The following is an 18,995-nucleotide window of genomic DNA, read 5'->3' as shown; positions in this document are numbered from 1 at the left end:
TTACCAATTTGGGTTTTGCAACATTGAAGGTGTTTGTATAATTTGTTTATTTGGAATTGGAAATAATTCATGTTTTCCAGTTACAAAATTTTTACCATCTAGAGCCATCATTTCTTTTGCCTGACCAGTTCTAATTAAATCAAACCAACGATCATGTTCAAATGCTAATTCTAGACGTCTTTCATTCCATATTTTAAGACGTAATTGATCTTTCGTCATACCAGAAACCGATGCTAATTTTACACGATTTCTAACTCTATTTAATGGAGTTAAAGCATCTAAACCTATTTCATTTGCTGCCTCAGATTGAATTAATAAAATTTCTGAAAAACGAATCACACGAACATTCTTATCAGTGTACTCTGCTCCTAAATTAGCACTAGAATAAGCTTTTTCATTATACATTGGATTAGATACTGATTCTGAAATTACACGGCCATCGTATAACGTCTCACCTCGAAAAATAATTGTTGCATCTCTACGAATGTTATCCCCTTCAGCATTAAAAGCATTTAATAGATTTTGTGAAGGGACATTGAATCCCCATCCCCATCCACCAGTTCCGCGGACTCCTTGCGTTTGTGAATATTGTTTTACTCCATGAGCTATAGCATCTCCTCTTGCTTGAATCTCAAACAAAGATTCTTTACCATTCTCAGATTCTTCATGCCAAGTAACTGAATAATCAGATTCTAAATCATATTGACCTGAATTAACAACAGTAGTAGCCATATCATAAGCTAGTTGATATTTCTGTTCATATAAATATACTTTTGCCAATAAACCTTGAGCAGCTCCTTTTGTAGCACGTCCTAAATCCTTAGAAGCATATTCACTTTTTAAAGGTAATTTTTCAATTGCATCCAATAGATCAGCTTCAATGTAAGCATAAACATCTGCTTTTGGTTGACGAATAGAATACGTTGAAGGATCTTCCAAATCTTGTATAACAACATCACCGAACATACGTACTAAATAAAAATAAGATAAAGCTCTTAAGAATTTAGCTTCTCCTGTTAGTCTAGCTTTTTCGGCATCAGTAATTGTAGTTGATTCAGATGTATATTTTATTGAATATGATGCACGACCAATTGTTTTATAAAACCTTGTCCACATTGCTTCAATAGATCCAGAAGTAGAATTATGTAACAACATGTCTAAATCTCGCTTATCTCCTCCATTATCAGTTGTAGAACTTCCTTTATCAGCATTATCAGAAATCATTTCAGTAACACCTAACCAAGAAAAAGCAAAATCCCAGTCTGTAAACATTCCATAAACACCATTAACATATTTTTCTGGAGATTGAGTTTCTTGATCATCAATAGCAACATTCTCCTCCGAATCTACATTCAAGAAATCATCCGTACATGAAGTAAATACACCTACCATTAACAAAGCTGATGCAATACCTAATTTTATAATATTTTTTTTCATTTTGATAAAATTTAAAGATTAGAATTCTACATTTAATCCTACTAAAAATGTTCTTACGTTTGGATAAGCTGAAAAATCAACTCCAGTTGTTCCATAAGGACTTCCTTCGTAACGACTATTTTTATCGTTATTCAATGTTAATTCTGGTGTAAAGCCTGAGTATTTTGTAATTATAAATAAATTTTGAGCACTTACATAAATTCTTAAATTGCTTACAAAGTCTATTTTATCTCTAAAATTATAACCTAATGTTACATTACTTAAACGGAAATAATCTCCTTTTTCTAAATAATAAGATGAAGCTACTTGATCTCTTTCTGCTCCAGGATTTGTATTTGAAGTTCCTGCTCCAGTCCATCTAGAATTAAATGTATCTACACTGATATTTTCTCCTCCTAAACGAGTATTTTTTATACCATTATAAATTTTGTTACCACCAGCACCATATCCACTAATATTTAAATCAAAATTTTTATAATCTAAACTAATATTAATTCCGTAGTTAAATTTAGGAATATAAGAGCCCATAAATTTTTTATCACGATCGTCAATAACACCATCTCCATTTACATCTTTGTAACGTAAATGACCTGGTTGAGCACTTGATAAATGAGGATTACTATCAATTTCTTCTTGTGTTTGCCAAACTCCATCAGCCTCTAATAACCAAAATGAACCAAGAGGTTGACCAGCTTCTAAACGTTTCGTTATTTGTCCATTCCCTAAAGAACCACCCGTCATTCCTTCATAACCTTTTTTAACTGAAACTACTTCATTCACATTGTAATTAAAATTTCCTCCAATAGAATAACGTAAACCTCCAGAAGTTTTATCACTATAATTCAAAGCTATCTCAAAGCCTTTATTCTCTATTTTTGCAGCATGATCATAAAAGTTCTTTTCATAAGGAGAAGATAAAATTTGTTGAATATTTAGAATAGCATTTTTAGTTGTTTTATTATAATAGTCAAAACTACCTGTCAACTTACCTCTAAATAAATCAAAATCTAAACCTGCAGTCCACTCATCTACAATTTCCCATGATATATCATAAGCAGGAGAACCTACATATGCTCCATAAATTAAATCTTGTCCTGGTCCAAAAACATAATTTCCATTACTACTTCCTGTAGAAGTTGTTATTGTCGTATAATTATAAGGGACTTCTGCATTACCTAAACGTCCCCAACCTCCACGAAGTTTTAAGAATGATATAACATCACTATCTTTTAAAAAATCTTCGTTAGAAATATTCCAAGCAACCGATCCTGAAGGGAATGTTCCCCAATAATTACCATTTTGTTTGAATTGACTTGAACCATCTCTTCTTATAATACCAGATACATAATACTTATTATCATAATTATACTGCAAACGAGCAAAATAAGATGCATAAGCAATTGGTGTATAATTATTTTGATCTAATAATGGCGTATAATTACCAGATGCATGACGTACAGCCCAATATTGTTCTTTTTCTGGAACATCATAAACAGTAATATCAGAATATTCTCCAATTCCTCTTTTTTCACCTGAAACACCAGCAACAACATTAAGTGAGTGTTTACCAAATTTACGATCGTACGTTATAAAATTTTCCCAAGACCATCTGTATGTCTCTATATTATTAAAATTAAGAGAATTATTTGCCCATGTAGTTGATTGAGAATATTCTGCTTTAGAATTTTCAAATTCAGCAGCTGTTCTTGTAGGGTTAGCAGCTAACCATTTACTTTTTATTGGTGAATATTGTCTGTATTTGTACCAATATTTTGTTGCTCCTGCACGAGAAGTAACTGTTAAACCTTTTGCGAGTTTTAATTCAGCCTCAATATTTCCTTGTAAAGTAGTTGTATTAATTTTTTGATTATCATAATACAATGTAGATATTGGGTTACCATGAGAATTAAATGTATCTGTTAACTGACCTGGTTGAGTAACATATGTTGCTTCTCCTGTTGTTTGATTAAATATTGGAGCTCCCCAAAGGCCATTTTCATATTTTACTGGTACCAATGGTGACTGACGATATGCTAAATCAAAAGCATCATAAGGTTTAGGTACCTCTCTTGTAAAAGTTGCACTAACATTTTGCTTAATTTTAAGTTTTCCGTCAAATAATTTATAATCATTGTTATTACGAACAGTTGTACGTTTAAAATCATTACCTGCTAAAATTCCTTTTTCTTCGAAATTATTAATACTAAACATATAGTTAATATTTTCTCCAGCACCAGATAAAGCAACATTATTACTAACTATTTGTCCTGTCTTTAATAATTCATCAAACCAATCTGTATTATATTTTTGATTTGTAGAAATTAAAGATCCTCCAGTAGCTTGTCTTTGTTCATTAAAGTAAGTTATGTATTGATCTGCATTTGCCATATCAACCAAATTCATAGCATTTCTTACACCGAAATAACTATCATAATTAACTTTTAACTTACCAGTTTTACCTCTTTTTGTTGTAATAACTACAACACCATTTGCACCTCTTACACCATAGATTGCAGATGATGCAGCATCCTTTAGTACATCAATCTTTTCTATATCATTTGGATTAATATTAGCAATATTAGGAACAATCAATCCATCAACAACATATAATGGTGCTTTTCCTCCTAATGCTGTCCCCATTCCTCTTACTAATACAGTTGGTGTACCACCTGGAGTGTCTGTATTAATAATGTTTACACCTGCTAATTTACCTTGTAAAGATTGCATAGCCGTTGTACTAGCTATTTGAGTTATATCCTTAGAACTAGCAGAAGAAACTGCAGATGTCAAATCAGATTTTTTAACAGATCCATAACCAATCACAACAGCTTGATTAAGAATAACTGAGTCGTTTGTAATCGGATCTTCTTCGATCTGTATAGAATCATTAGTTACCTGAGCATTTGTATACAAAGACCCAAGAATTAATAATGGAAAAAAATATTTTTTCATTTTCTTTTAATAATGGTTAGTTCAAAAGTAATATCATTTAACACTAGATTAACAAGTGAAATGGTGTATAAAATACATTTCTGAAATAACAAAATATAAAAAGTTGATTTTCAATATTTATAAAAAAATATTTTTTATATATGATGTAGTTGTGATGTAATTAATTTTCCGAATTTTAAAAATTAATCATAAATTTATTAAGATTAATTTCGGGAGAAATTAGCATTTTTTTACGTAATCTATAACGTTGTAGTTCTATTGAACGATAATTTAGGTGCATTAATGGTGCTATTTCTTTTGTAGAAAGATTCATACGAAGAAATACACAAAGCTTTAAATCTTTTGCAGTAAGATTTGGATATTGTTCTGATAATCTTTTAATAAAGTCTTGATGAATCTCTTGAATATTCAATTCAAAGCTTTGCCACTCATTATTATTATAATTGTACTCAGAAAAGGTTTTATCAAACTTCTTTTTAATTTTACTTAACTCTTTATTCATCTCCAACTGAGAAAATAATTCATTCACTTCATTAATCATATTCCGTTGATTAACTAATTTTAGAGCTTGAGCAGCTAATTCTGTCGATTTAGACTGTAAAGAATTTTCTAAAAGTTGCTTTTCTTTTTTATAATTTAATTCATTTAATTCTTGCTTATGATTTAATTCTAATAGATTTAATTCATGTTGATATTCTTTTTGTTTAATACGAAAACGTTGTTTTATTTTTAATCTATTATATCTATAAACACTTAAAGTGAAAATTATAATTAATAGAAGATAAACAATAAACATACCATTTGATAAATACCATATTTTTTTAATTCTAAAATCAAACTTATTTAATAATTGAAAATTTCCATCTTTCAAAGTATAAATAGAAAGTATATATTTACCACTCTCTAATTGTTTATAATTAATAATTGATGATTTTAAAGGTTGAATCTTAGAATCATTCAATTGATAGAATAATTGATAATTAGAAAAATCATCATTCAATATCGAAATAAAAAAATCGATGTAGTTGTTTGAATATTCAATATTAGAATCTTCTTTAAGTATATTTTGATTAATCTTGGCTAAGATTTTTACTTTTGGTAATTCTTTACGGATAGAATGTAAATCATATTTTAAAATTCCATTTTCAAGATTTATATAAAGAAAATTATCTTTTATTTTTCCTACTAAATTATCATCAACCAATTTACCATCGTATAATTTTTTAGGAATCAAAAAATGAATTAATTTATTGTTTTCAATTTGGGAAAAGTATAAAATATTATCAGCTTCTACCAAAAATTTATCATCAGATAAATCTCGGATTCTATAAATATTTTTCAATTTAGAATCTAATCGTAATGATCCAAATTTTTCAGATTTAACATCATAGTTAATTAATGTTTGACTATCAACTAAAATGTAAATCGTATTCCCTTCTTGTATTATTTGTGGATTTCTCAAAGGTCTATTTTCATAAAAAACTTCTTTCGCATTATTAGTTAATGAATTAAATAAATATAAACCACCATTTTTTCCTATTCCTAAAATTTTATTATCTATTAATACAAAATCTAAGATTGGTACAGAAAGATTAGAAATTCTTTGAGGAGAATCATCTATTAATTCATTAAATTTATAAACTCCTGTAAAAGTTGATTGAAAATAATTATTTCCTTTTCTGACTAATTTATATCCTCCATTAATTGAAGAAATCTTTTTCATTTGTTTATTATACAAATACGTTCCCCAACCATCAGAAATAAATAATTGTTGATTAATATTAGAAACATTCCATATCAATCCTTTTTCTATTAATTCTTTTGTATCATTTTGAGTTGATGAATAAGAGTAAAATCCATGATTTGTACCTATGAATAATTGATTCTCGAAAAAATCAAATGCAAATACATTTCCTAAATGACCACTATAATCATATAAAAGTTGTGTTTTATTTTTTAACTCTATTTTAGATATTCCTTTATCTGTTCCTATCCAAGCATTACCTTTATGATCAAGTTTTATATTTTGAACTGTATTACTAATTAAACCTTGATTTTGATTATAATTCTTATAAGAACCTGATTTTAGATTATAAATATATATTCCATTGTTTGATGTTCCTATAATTAAATTGTCATCCTGAATAATCATTTTGAGAATTAAATTACTTTTAAGAATCTCATTAAATTTAACATCAAAAGGATGGACTACATAATTAGAATCAAGAATAAAAATCCCTTCTGTCAGTGTTCCAATCAAAAAATTATTTTTATATTTCTCTATCCCATGTATAACAACTGATTTATTTTTTATTACATCAAATTCCTTATGAAATGTACCGTTAGAAAATGTATAAACTCCTTTAGAAATTGTAGCAACATATAATTTGTTATGAATAGGAAAAACATATGAAGAAAAAGCTGGTAATTTATATCGCTTAACTTGCTTTCCATCATAAACAAACAAATAATTAAATGATTGAAAATAAATAATATTATCCACTGAAAATATTTTCCAGATTTCTTCTTGTTCCAATCCTGAAAAACTTTTAAATTTATCTGAAATTGAATAATACTTCATTGTATCATTCTCCATTTTCCAATATCCAAAATTCTTTAAAGATCCTGTATAAATAACATTATTAATTGATGAGATAGAACGAATAATTGATAAATTATTCGTTGTTATTTTATCCCAAAAATTTCCATCATAAGCAAGAATATTTCTATTATTCGCAAAGTAAATAGTTCCTGTTTTGATATCTTCTGTTATATCCCAAATAGGTGATTCTCCTAAATATTCACTTTTAGAATAATTAGTTATAATTGGCGCAAACGATTGAGCATTTATATAAAAGGAAACGAAGAAAAATATATAAAAAAGGTATTTCATGTGTATAAAAAAAGACTACAGAAAAGTAGTCTTAAAATTAAAATATTTTTTTGAATAATCTTTACACAAATTCTACATCAAAAACCTCAGCAAAATGTTGTTTCGTTTTTTGCTTTACTTCACTCATATCTAAATCAATACCAAGTTCTCTTTTTAAAGAAGCGACTGCTTTATCTTGTATTCCACAAGGAACTATATATTCAAAATAACGTAAATCTGTATTCACATTTAGTGCAAAACCATGCATTGTAATCCAACGAGAAGCTTTTACTCCCATAGCACATATTTTTCTTGCATAAGGTTTACCAACATCCAGCCAAACACCAGTTTCTCCTTTCGATCTTTCTCCTTTCAACCCATAATCACCAATAGTCTTTATAATAACTTCCTCCAAATTTCTCATGTACAAATGAATATCAGGCTTAAAATTATCTAAATCTAAAATTGGATAACCCACCAATTGTCCTGGTCCATGGTAAGTTATATCTCCTCCTCTATTTGTTTTAACAAAAGTTGCATTGATATCTTTTAACTGATCGCTAGATGCTAACATGTTTTCTAAATGTCCACTTTTACCTAAAGTATATATATTAGGATGTTCTACAAATAATAAATGATTTTTAGTTGATTTGAATTCTGGATTCTCTTCCTTTTCTTGTGCTCTATTATATTGTTTTATAGCTATATTTTCTGCTAAAAGACTTTCTTGAAAATCCCATGCATCTTGATAATCTTTATTGATTCCTAAATCTTGGAATTCGACAATTTGTTTCATTTCGAAAAATTTCAGTAAACAAATTTACAAAGAATCATGTTTATAATTATCTTATATAGTTAAAAGGTTAAAACTATTTATTTTTCTAGTTTAGCAAAACTAATTTTTATAAATAACACTAAATAAGAAAGCGTAATATTTCAAAAAAATAGTGATTATCTGAAAATTGATAAGCAAGTAAATTCTATCTTGAAAAGTTGCTATTGTATAAACTTTCGAGATGACAACTCACAAAAAATAGTATTTATATTATATTCTGTATCAAAATATAATATTTATATAAAATTATCATTAGTTAACCAACGTTATAAAGACACTAATAAAGTAAAAGTTTATATCTTTGAAGTTAAAGTAAACTATATAATTATTAATCTTAGTATAAATGAGGAAATTAATTGTTAAAGGAGCTGTTTTAATGGCTTTTTTTACCAACTTATCTGTATTTGCACAGCAAGGTGGTGGAATGTGGATTCCGACAGAATTGAATGAAAAAGAAATGAAAGAAATGGGACTAAAAATATCATCTGAGGATATTTTTAGTACAGGAGATAAAAGTATTAATAATGCTGTTGCTCATTTTGGTGGCGGATGTACTTCTGAGGTTATTTCACCTAATGGTTTATTATTAACTAATCACCATTGTGGATATGGACAAATACAAGCTCATTCTTCTCTAGAACACGATTATTTAACAGATGGTTTTTGGGCAAAAGAATTAAAAGATGAGTTGCCAAATGATGGTTTAACGGCTACATTTATTGTTGATATAAAAGATGTTACTTCAACAATATTGAAAGGTGTAAAAGAAAATATTTCTGAAGAGAAACGTAAAGAAATCATCAAAAAAAACATAGAAAAGTTAAATGAAAAAAGTAAAAATGATGCTTATCAATCTGTTTTTATAAAACCATTCTACAAAGGAAATAAATATTATCAGTTTACAACAGAAACATTTAAAGATGTTCGTTTGGTTGGTGCTCCTCCTTCTGCTATTGGTAAATATGGTAATGATACGGATAACTGGGTTTGGCCAAGACATACGGGAGATTTTTCTATGTTCCGTATTTATGCAGATAAAAACAATAAACCTGCTGAATATTCTCCAGAAAATGTTCCTTATACGCCAAAACATTTTTTACCTGTAAATATTAGTGGAATAAATGAAGGTGATTTTACATTTGTTTATGGTTTTCCTGGTACAACAGATGAATATTTAACTGCTTCTGCAATAGAGCAAATAAAAGATGTAATTGATCCTGCAAGAATTAATGTTCGTACAATTGCATTATCTCATATTGATAAAAAAATGCGCGAAGATAATGCAACTCGAATTGCATATGCTTCTAAACAGGCTCGTATTTCTAATGCGCACAAAAAATGGATTGGTGAAGTTTTGGGACTTAACCGTTCTAATGCTGTAGAAAAACGTAAACAATACGAACAAGAATTCTTGGAAAGAGTGGCTGAAAATCCTAAATTAAAAAAGGAATATGCTACAATCATCACTGATTTAAATAATGTAAATAAAGAAAATCAAGATTATAGTTTAGCGAATACACTTTATACAGAATCTTTTTACTCTAATTCGGAAACGTTCAGAATGGCTTTGGCTTTAAATACTATTTTGAATGCTGTAGGAGAAAAAAATTACAATGAAGTAAAAGCTAAGTCTTTGAATACTGTAGCTAGTATGCACAAAGATTATAATGCTGATTTGGATAAAACAATTTCTTCTGATCTTGTAGATAATTATTTTAAGGCTATTCCTAAACAATTGTCGCCAGAAACAACGCCAGAAAATATAAAAAATGCATTAAATAATAGCGTTGTAAATGGAACGAAAGAATTGAATGGAAAAAGTTTTATTGGAAATATAAAAGAAATCGCTAAAAATGATACTGAGTTTATAAATGCCTTAAAAAATGATGCTTTGATTGCTCAAGTTCGTTTAGTTTTAAATTCTAATCAAACTAAAGTTGTTCCTACTTATCTTTCGAATGAAGATAAAATAAGTAAACTAATGCGTACTTATATGAAAGGGCAAATGGAAGTGTTTACTGATAAAAAAATATTCCCAGATGCAAATTCTACTTTACGTGTAACATACGGGAAAGTTGATGGTTACCAACCAAGAGATGCGGTATATTATGAACCAATTACACATATTGATGGTGTTATTGAGAAATATGTTCCTAATGATTACGAATTTGATTTACCAAAACATATGTTAGATTTATATGGTAAAAAAGACTTTGGAAAATATGCAGATAAAAATGGAAAATTACCAATTAATTTTATAGCAACTAACCATACAACTGGAGGTAATTCTGGTTCGCCTGTTTTGGACGCTCAAGGAAATTTAATTGGATTAAATTTTGACCGTGTTTGGGAAGGTACAATGTCTGATTTGAATTATGATCCAGAGATTTGTCGTAACATTATGGTGGATACTCGTTATGTTTTATGGGTGATTGATAAATATGCAAACGCTCAACGTTTAATTGACGAAATGACAGTTATCGATAATAATAAATAGTGTTTTTCTTTTGTTTTTGATCATTTAAATTTAAACATTTCGACAAGCTCAATGTGACATAATTTAAATATAATCTTACTAAAAAAAAGTAATATTATTAAAATTAATTACAAACATTAGATAAATTTAATGTTACATCAACAAGTTCAATTATATCATATTATAAAAGAATTTAAACAAAAAAGCTCAGATGCTTTATCTGAGCTTTTTTGTTTATTCTATTATTTGACTGTTTGGGAAAGCTACTTTGAAAGTATCTATAACATTAATATCAGAAGTAATAATTTGCCAATGAGAATCATGTACAAATTCTAAAACAATTTCGTTTTCATACAAATTTTCATCTTCTATATTTACAAAAAGATTTTTTTCGTTTCTATCTCCTATGATTAAAGCTTCAGAAACAGTTTGCATTTTATAGCAAAGGTTTTCTAATTGTTCATAATCAATCAATATTCCATCTTGCTTATCTATAATTTCTTGCAATTCGAAAACTGAATATTCATCTGTTTCACTTTCTCCATCAATCCAAAGTAGCTTTATAGCGTAACCTTGTAAATCTTGTAGAGGCTGAATAACCTCTTCCATGCGTTGAATTTGATTTTCGTCTTCTCCGAAAATTTCTATTTTGTATGTTTCCATAATTATGTACAAAAGTAAAAAGTAACTTTAAAATAAATTTATCTTTTTCAAAAAAATAATGTTTTATATAAAAATAGAAGCTGATAACTAATTATCAGCTTCCATTAATTATACTTATAAAATCGAGAATATTATTCTGATTTATTTCCTGCTTTTTTCCCTTTAACAGAAATTTTTACACCATCTTTTGCTTCATTAAGATCAAGTAATAATTCATCACCCTCACTAATTACTGCATTGATAATTTCTTCTGCCATTGGATCTTCGATATATTTTTGGATTGCTCGTTTCAGAGGTCTTGCTCCATAATCTTTATCAAAACCTTTATCAGCAATAAAGTTTTTAGCTTCTTCAGTTAACTCAATGTGATAATCTAAAGCTGTTAAACGCTCAATTAAGCTAGATAATTCGATATCGATAATTTTCATAATATCTTCTTTTTTCAAAGAATTAAATAAAATTATATCATCAATACGGTTTAAAAACTCAGGTGCAAAAGCTCTTTTTAATGCAGTTTCGATGGTAGATTTTGCTCTATCATCAGCAGAATCTTTCTTCGCAGAAGTTCCAAAACCAACTCCATCACCAAATTCTTTTAATTGACGAGTACCAATATTAGATGTTAAAATAATAATTGTATTTCTAAAATCTACTTTTCTACCTAAACTATCCGTTACATGTCCATCATCTAAAATTTGTAAAAGAATATTGAATACATCTGGATGAGCTTTTTCAATCTCATCTAATAAAATAACTGCATAAGGTTTACGACGAACAGCTTCTGTTAATTGCCCTCCTTCTTCGTAACCAACATAGCCCGGAGGTGCCCCAACCAAACGAGATACGGCAAATTTCTCCATATATTCTGACATGTCGATACGAATTAATGCATCATTAGAATCAAAAATTTCTTTCGCTAAAATCTTAGCCAATTGTGTTTTACCAACACCTGTTGTACCTAAGAAAATGAAAGAACCGATTGGTTTGTTTGGATCTTTTAATCCAGCTCTATTTCTCTGAATAGCTTTTACTACTTTAGAAACAGCTTCGTCTTGACCAATGACTTTACCTTTCATTAACTCGTTCATTTGAGCTAATTTTTTCAATTCTTTTTCAGCAACACGATGTACAGGAACTCCAGACATTAATGAAACTACCTCAGCAACATTTTCTTCTGTAACAGTTTCTCTATTTTCTTTAGAAACTTTTTCCCATTCAGTTTGTGCTCGTTTTAATTCTCCTTCGATTTGCTTTTCAGTATCACGTAACTGAGCAGCTTCTTCGTATTTCTGAGATTTTACAACTTTCGTTTTTTCTTCACGTACTTCTTCTAATTTAGCTTCAAGATCTAAAATATCTTGAGGGACTTTAATATTTTTGATATGTACACGAGAACCTGCTTCATCCAAAGCATCAATTGCTTTATCAGGCAAGAAACGATCTGTAATGTAACGTGTTGTTAAATTAACACAAGCTTGTAAAGCTTCATCAGTATAATTTACATTATGATGAGCTTCGTATTTATCTTTGATATTTTTTAATATCTGTAATGTTTCTTCTGGCGTTGTTGGCTCTACCATTACATTTTGAAAACGACGAACTAATGCTCCATCTTTTTCAATATATTGTCGGTATTCATCCAAAGTTGTCGCACCAATACATTGTAACTCACCACGAGCCAATGCAGGTTTAAACATATTTGACGCATCCAAAGAACCTGTTGCTCCTCCAGCACCTACAATTGTATGTAACTCATCTATAAATAAAATGATATCATCATTTTTTTCTAACTCGTTCATAATTGCTTTGATGCGCTCCTCGAATTGACCACGGTATTTTGTTCCAGCAACTAAAGATGCCAAATCTAACGTAACTACACGTTTATTAAACAAAACACGAGAAACTTTTCTTTGCACAATTCTTAAAGCCAAACCTTCTGCAATTGCAGATTTACCAACACCTGGCTCTCCAATTAACAATGGGTTGTTCTTTTTACGACGAGAAAGAATTTGAGAAACACGTTCTATTTCTTTTTCACGTCCTACAACAGGATCTAACTTTCCTTCTTGTGCAATTGCAGTTAAATCTCTACCAAAATTGTCTAAAACTGGAGTTCTACTTTTTGATGTTGCTTTGTTTGTTGATGCACGTTCAAAATCTTGATCAGAATCTCCTCCATCATAAGATGGATTTTCCGCACGTGGAGACTGAATTTCTTCATCCTGAAATTGAAATTTAAATTCTTCTTTTACTGTGTTATAATCAATATCTAATTTATTCATCAATTTAGTAATTGGATCATTCTCATTACGAAGAATACACAATAACAAATGAATAGTATTTACAGTTGGACTTTTAAACAATTTAGCTTCTAAAAAAGTTGTTTTTAATGCTCTTTCAGCTTGCTTAGTTAAGCTTAAATTCTTTATATGATTACCTTCAGTTTCTTTAGGAGGATTTAAAGTTTCAATTTTTTGGCGCACTTCGTCTAAATCTACATTCAAAGATTCTAGTACCGAAATAGCTTTACCTTCTCCATCGCGAATAATTCCCAATAGAAGATGCTCTGTCCCGATTTGATCGTGACCTAATCTCAACGCTTCTTCCTTACTGTAAGAAATTACGTCCTTTACTTGTTGTGAGAAATTATCGTTCATATTACTTAAGTTTATCTTAATCTTTTAATAAATATACTTATTATTATTAAATATAGCATAAATTATGCCTTTGTGCCAAATGAATTGTTGATTACACAAAATATACAATTATTGTCTAATATATTTAAAATAACTGACAAGATTTCATATCAATTCTTAAATTATTCATAATAATTTGAGATATAGAAGTTGTTGCTAAATCATCAAACAAATCTCCTCTTTCCATTTTCAGTTTATAATGCAAACTTTGAATATGATTAGGATTAAGGTTGTTATTTTTATTAAAAATATTTGCTATTCTATTCCTACTTTTATCTGAATAAATAGTAGATGAACACCATGTCACAATATCTTTATTTGTCATATCTTTTATGATAAGATCTTTTTCATTCCAATGTAAAAGGTATGTATTTTTTGTGATTCTTTCAAAAATAAATATAGTAAATGGAGCAATTTCTTTAAAATTTTCATTTTTCGTAAATTCTAAAACACTATTATATTTTAATAAATGAAGTAATATAATACCCCTACTCTCTTTGTACTTATTCTTCAAAAAGAATGGTTTACTTTCCCCTCCGTTCAAAATACAAGCAACATATTCATCAGAATAAAAAATCCATGTTCCATTTGCCCTTTTATCTATTGGAGAATAATAAATTTTATCAAATTTTATTTGCTCTACTATTTCATAAGATGTTTGTCTACCTATTTCTTCATCTCTATTGTGTGTTAATATAAATTCATTTCCTTTTTTATAAAAACTAATAATACACATCTAATATTTAATTTAGTTCAAATGTAAAAATTATCTTTGTAAAGAATTATGAGCATCACAAAAACTATAACAGAATCTTTAGAAGAAACAAAAAGTATTCTTTTACAATTTGATGATACAATGTATCAAAAAAAATTAGCAATTATTTCAAATGGAACAATTGGTAAACATTTTCGTCATATTATAGAATTTTATTTTTGTTTATTCGATGAAAACAATCTTGATTATATATGTTATGATGAACGTAAACGTAATTTATTGTGGGAAACATCTATTGAAGAAAGTATTTCTATCATTGATTTTTTAATAAACCGAATCAATACAATAGATTTAAGTAAAAATATACTACTAAAGCAAAGTTATTATAACGAAACATTTAATATTCCTACAATATATCAAAGAGAATTAATATATTGTTTTGATCATAGCGTTCATCATTTTGCTTTAATTAGAATTGCAATAGAAAATAATTTTTCACATATTAATTTTTCTAAAGATTTCGGAGTAGCACCATCAACTATTGTTTACCAAAAATTAATTAATGAATCCAAAAATTGAAAAATGGACGAAATATGAATTTTGGTCTTTTTGGTTATTTTATGCTCCATTAACACCTTGGTTCATTTATAAAATAATAAAATCAGGCGCTCCAGCCTATTTTTGCTCAGCAAACCCTGGTATAAAATGGGGAGGTTTTATGAATTATTCTAAAATTGATTTAATCAATCAAATTGATAAACAATATATACCTAAAACTTTTTTTTACTCTTCATATAATCTTGAACAATTCCCTCTTGATTTTCCTTTTATTATAAAACCTGATATTGGAGAAAGAGGTATTGGAGTAGAATTGATTAGAAATAAATTTGATTTAGAAAATTATTTTAATAATCATCATAATTCTGATATTATTCTTCAAGAATATATCAATTATCCTTTAGAATTTGGTGTTTTTTATGTTCGATTACCAAAAGAAACTAAAGGAAAAATTATTTCTATTACTGCGAAAAATTTTTTAACGATTATTGGAGATGGAAAACATTCTTTAAAAGAATTAATTGAAAATAATTTACGTGCTTTTTATAGAAAAGAATATTTATTTGATCGATATAAAAATGATTTGAATTTAATTTTAGGAAAGGGGCAGCAATTAATGATAGAACCTATCGGAAATCATAATAGAGGAACAACTTTTCTTGATGGAACAAATTTAAAAACATCTATTCTTGAAGATAAAATTGATACTATTGTTCAAAAAATTAATGGTTTTTTTTATGGAAGAATTGATTTGAAAGCAAAAAATTTAGAAGATTTTCAGAACGGAAAATTTGTCATACTAGAAATAAATGGAGCAAATTCGGAAGCAACTCATATTTATGATCCAAATTTTAATCTCATAAAAGCATATAAAGAAGTACTGAAACATCTAAACTACCAATATAAAATAGCTATACAAAATCATGAACTTGGAGAACAATGGACTGATTGGAAATTGTTAGCTAAAGAAATTTTTTCACGCTATAAATCTTAAAATTTGGCAGTTTTGTCAGAAAAATGGAAAGGGAATAATCATTGAAATATATTGATAAATATAATTATATAAATATGAAATATCCATTTCCTAAAAAAACTATTATAATACCTCTACTCCTATTATTACCTATGTGGATTATATTTTTATTTGAAATAAATGGACATGGTTTTGTTGGTTGCTATGGTGTTATACCAAGAACATTTGTTGGACTTCGAGGTATTCTATTATCCCCTCTTTTCCATTCAGGATGGAAACATATTATAAGCAATACATTTCCATTAGCTTTTCTTAGTTTTATTGCATTATTAATATATGATCGTTTAGCCTATTATGTTATTTTTTTTGGTTGGATTATCTCAGGAACAATACTTTGGTTAATCGGGAACCCTCCTTTTTTAGATGATTATGTAAGTTGTCATATCGGAGCAAGTACAATTGTATATTTATTAGCTTCATTTATTTTTTTTAGTGGAATAATAAGAAAAGAAAGAGGTTTAATGGCGATTTCACTTATCATTATCTTGCTTTATGGAGGAATGATTTGGGGAATGGTTCCTCAAGAAATTTTACCACAATTAAAATCTGATGTTGGCAATAATTCTATTTCTTGGGAAGGTCATTTAAGCGGTTTTATCACAGGTGCTTTTTTTGCTTATATTTTCAGAAAAATTGGTCCTCAAAAAGAAGAACCAAAATGGAATCAAGAAAATTATTATGACCCAAGAGAAGAACAGCTTTGGGAAATATATCAAGAACAAGAGAGATTAAAAGCAGAATATTTAGAATCGTTTGATGAAGATAATTCTAACGAAAATAACCAAGACAACCATTTAATAAGATAAATTGTAAATAATTACTTTTAATTATAATTCTTATTTTTGCAATCTAGATAATTATCGAAAAATGCTTGGATTAAAATTATTGACAGACCCTAGATGGGCAAACATAGCTGAGAAAAATTTAGAAGAAATTTTAACAGATCATGCATGGTGTGAGCAAAAAGCAGCTACTAATGCTATAACTATGATAGCATATAATTCTGAACATGAAGAATTTATTCATGAAATGACTGCTATTGCGATTGAAGAAATGCAACATTTTCAAATGGTGATAGACATTATAAAGCAACGTGGTTATGTACTTGGTAGAGAACGCAAAGATGATTATGTTGGTCAATTAATGAAATTCTGTAAAAAAGATGGTTCTAGAAATATGGCATTTGTTGATCGTTTACTTTTTGCTGCGATGATAGAAGCAAGAAGCTGTGAACGTTTTAGAACGCTATCCCAGAACATAAAAGATGAAGAATTAGCTAAGTTTTATTATGATTTAATGGTTTCTGAAGCGAATCATTATACTACATTTTTGAATTTTGCTAAAAAATTATCGACTGATGTTGATGTTGATAAACGTTGGAAAGAATGGTTAGATTTTGAAGGAAATTTAATTCAGTCGTATGGAAATAAAGAAGCTATTCATGGTTAATCCTTAATCAATTTTTGCACCTATTTGCAATAGTGATTGAAGCGACATCCTTTTTAGATTGGGCGTTTCGACTTTGCTCAATGACCAAATAAAAATGACCAATATAAAAAGATATAGCGAGAAAGCGCGACCCGAAGGGATTGCCCATGTACAAGATAATGAGATTATAGAAATTCTATAATCTCTTTTTTTATTTCATAACTTACATCAATTTATATGGATATAATAATATATATCTTTGAATAAAATCATAAAGTTATGGAATTAGGAATCGGAATGTTCGGCGATGTACACATCAACGAAAAAACAGGATATATACAAACACCTCAGCAGAGAATGGCTGAAATTATTGAAGAAGTAAAATTAATGGATGAAGTTGGTTTAGATTTCTTTGGGATTGGAGAGCATCACCGTCCTGATTATGCTGTCTCTTCTCCAGAAATTATTTTAGCTGCTTTGTCTACAGTAACAAAAAATATTCGATTAGGAAGTGCTGTTTCTGTTATAAGTTCTACAGATCCAGTAAAATTATATCAAGATTTTTCTACGGTAGATAATTTATCAAATGGACGAGCTGAAATAATGGCTGGTAGAGGTTCTTTTATTGAATCATTTCCTCTTTATGGTTATGATTTAAATAATTATGATGAATTATTTGATGAAAAACTACGTTTACTTTTAACGTTGAATAAAGAAGAGGTTATTAATTGGAAAGGTAATTTTAGAAAACCTATCGTAAATCAAACAGTTTATCCTAGACCAATACAAAAAGAAATTCCTATTTGGATTGCGGTTGGAGGAACAACATCATCTGTTATACGAGCTGGAAAACTTGGTTTACCTATTATTTTTGCCATTATAGGAGGAAATCCAGCAAATTTTGAACCTTTGTTCGAAGTCTATAAACAAGCATATTTAGACAATGGACACCCTGAAGAAAAAATGCAAATTGGTGTACATATGCATTCTTTTTTTGGTGATGATAATGAAGTTGTAGCGGATAAATATTTCCCTATATATGGAGGCCAAATGGATAGAATTGGAGCAAGTAGAGGCTGGCCAAAATATACTCGTCCACAATTTGACTATGGTCGTTCTACAGATGGACATTTAGTTGTTGGAGATAAAGAAATGGCTATTGACAAAATACAAAAATATAAAGAGTTATTTGGTTTAACTCGTTTTTCAGCGCATATGGATGTAGGTGCACCAAGTCACCTAGATATGATGAAATCTATAGAAATTTTTGGAAAAGATATAGCTCCAAGAATTAAATAAAAAAAAAACGTTTCCAAAATGGAAACGTTTT

At 28.5% G+C, this 18,995-nt stretch carries 13 protein-coding genes; 6 read left to right on the top strand and 7 right to left on the bottom strand.

Annotated elements, in window-relative coordinates; genetic code table 11:
- From RT575_RS13080 to lipB, 4 genes are all read right to left on the bottom strand, one after another.
- Entirely contained in the window at nucleotides 1-1,437 is a 1,437-nt protein-coding gene (locus RT575_RS13080) for a RagB/SusD family nutrient uptake outer membrane protein (RefSeq protein WP_313386261.1), read from the bottom strand.
- 18 nt (nucleotides 1,438-1,455) lie between these two features.
- Nucleotides 1,456-4,389 (bottom strand): SusC/RagA family TonB-linked outer membrane protein, encoded by a 2,934-nt coding sequence (locus RT575_RS13075; protein WP_313581424.1) that lies wholly within the window; start codon nucleotides 4,387-4,389, stop codon nucleotides 1,456-1,458.
- Between the two features lie 175 nt (nucleotides 4,390-4,564).
- Nucleotides 4,565-7,282, bottom strand: coding sequence for a two-component regulator propeller domain-containing protein (locus tag RT575_RS13070; RefSeq protein ID WP_313386263.1), 2,718 nt, complete (start codon nucleotides 7,280-7,282; stop codon nucleotides 4,565-4,567).
- A gap of 61 nt (nucleotides 7,283-7,343) precedes the next feature.
- Nucleotides 7,344-8,057, bottom strand: coding sequence for a lipoyl(octanoyl) transferase LipB (gene lipB, locus RT575_RS13065; RefSeq protein ID WP_313581422.1), 714 nt, complete (start codon nucleotides 8,055-8,057; stop codon nucleotides 7,344-7,346).
- Nucleotides 8,058-8,439: 382 nt separating this feature from the next.
- On the opposite strand from lipB, the gene RT575_RS13060 reads away from it, so the two are divergent.
- Nucleotides 8,440-10,593, top strand: coding sequence for a S46 family peptidase (locus RT575_RS13060; RefSeq protein ID WP_313581420.1), 2,154 nt, complete (start codon nucleotides 8,440-8,442; stop codon nucleotides 10,591-10,593).
- A 213-nt stretch (nucleotides 10,594-10,806) separates the two neighbouring features.
- Here RT575_RS13060 and RT575_RS13055 read toward each other — a convergent pair whose 3' ends face one another.
- The 3 genes from RT575_RS13055 to RT575_RS13045 form a co-directional block, all read right to left on the bottom strand.
- Entirely contained in the window at nucleotides 10,807-11,235 is a 429-nt protein-coding gene (locus RT575_RS13055) for a hypothetical protein (RefSeq protein WP_313386266.1), read from the bottom strand.
- Between the two features lie 131 nt (nucleotides 11,236-11,366).
- Nucleotides 11,367-13,892 (bottom strand): ATP-dependent Clp protease ATP-binding subunit, encoded by a 2,526-nt coding sequence (locus tag RT575_RS13050; protein WP_313581419.1) that lies wholly within the window; start codon nucleotides 13,890-13,892, stop codon nucleotides 11,367-11,369.
- Nucleotides 13,893-14,016: 124 nt separating this feature from the next.
- Complete coding sequence (locus RT575_RS13045; protein WP_313581417.1) at nucleotides 14,017-14,667, bottom strand: NRDE family protein; 651 nt, start codon at nucleotides 14,665-14,667, stop codon at nucleotides 14,017-14,019.
- A gap of 48 nt (nucleotides 14,668-14,715) precedes the next feature.
- Here RT575_RS13045 and RT575_RS13040 point away from each other — a divergent pair, with 48 nt between their 5' ends.
- The 5 genes from RT575_RS13040 (at nucleotide 14,716) to RT575_RS13020 (ending at nucleotide 18,964) form a co-directional block, all read left to right on the top strand.
- A complete protein-coding gene (locus RT575_RS13040; RefSeq protein WP_313386269.1) occupies nucleotides 14,716-15,225 on the top strand; it encodes a hypothetical protein in 510 nt (169 codons plus the stop codon).
- Nucleotides 15,209-16,198, top strand: a complete 990-nt coding sequence (locus RT575_RS13035) for a D-alanine--D-alanine ligase (protein ID WP_313581415.1) — start codon at nucleotides 15,209-15,211, stop codon at nucleotides 16,196-16,198. The genes RT575_RS13040 and RT575_RS13035 overlap by 17 nt, the downstream gene beginning before the upstream one ends.
- Before the next feature lie 74 nt (nucleotides 16,199-16,272).
- Nucleotides 16,273-17,043: a rhomboid family intramembrane serine protease gene (locus RT575_RS13030; protein ID WP_313581413.1), complete on the top strand. Its 771-nt coding sequence runs from the start codon at nucleotides 16,273-16,275 to the stop codon at nucleotides 17,041-17,043.
- A gap of 61 nt (nucleotides 17,044-17,104) precedes the next feature.
- Nucleotides 17,105-17,686, top strand: a complete 582-nt coding sequence (locus RT575_RS13025) for a tRNA-(ms[2]io[6]A)-hydroxylase (RefSeq protein WP_313386272.1) — start codon at nucleotides 17,105-17,107, stop codon at nucleotides 17,684-17,686.
- 258 nt (nucleotides 17,687-17,944) lie between these two features.
- Entirely contained in the window at nucleotides 17,945-18,964 is a 1,020-nt protein-coding gene (locus RT575_RS13020) for an LLM class flavin-dependent oxidoreductase (protein WP_313581411.1), read from the top strand.
- The last annotated feature ends 31 nt before the right edge of the window (nucleotides 18,965-18,995 follow it).

Source organism: Chishuiella sp. (assembly GCF_032109125.1).
In the GTDB taxonomy this organism is placed as follows: domain Bacteria; phylum Bacteroidota; class Bacteroidia; order Flavobacteriales; family Weeksellaceae; genus Empedobacter.
The sequence above is the reverse complement of the archived record's forward strand: the minus strand, read 5'-3'. Positions and strand labels throughout refer to the sequence as shown.